Annotated in this window: 1 pseudogene; it reads left to right on the forward strand. The window is 48.1% G+C overall.

Features of this window, described 5'->3' with window-relative positions:
* Positions 1 to 509, forward strand: a pseudogene (gene flgK / locus R8O11_RS31530) (flagellar hook-associated protein FlgK); the annotation flags it as partial.

The following is a 509-nucleotide window of genomic DNA, read 5'->3' on the forward strand; positions in this document are numbered from 1 at the left end:
CTCGAAAGCGGACGTTGCCGTTTATGTCGATGATATTTCGGCGTTGAAAGGTGGCGAATATGCGCTGCGCTTCGATGGTGATCGCTACAGCGTGACAACACCGAAAGGCGAGCAAGTTCAGATAGATATAGACCAGTCGGATTCTACCTTCGTATTGGATGGCATGAGAGTGCAAATCGGCGAAGGCCTTGCCGCTGGCGAACGAGTGCTGCTGCGTCCTACTCGCAGTGGTGCTGCCATCATCAAGATGGAAACCAATGACGCTAAATCCATTGCCGCACAAAGTTATGAAGCGTCTACGACGTTTGCTCAAGGCAGTGCAAAATTCAATATTCGTGAAGCGGGTGATGTAAAAGAGTTTGAAGTGACGGTCCAGCCACCCGATGAAAAGCACGACAAAGCGTGGCTAAAGATTACCGATAACAAAGGTAACTTACTGTCTGATAAATACTCTTATCCGTTAGACAAAGATGAGCCGCTGATTGAAATCTCAGTGCCGAAAAGTCATC

The organism is Vibrio sp. 1288 (assembly GCF_033344475.1).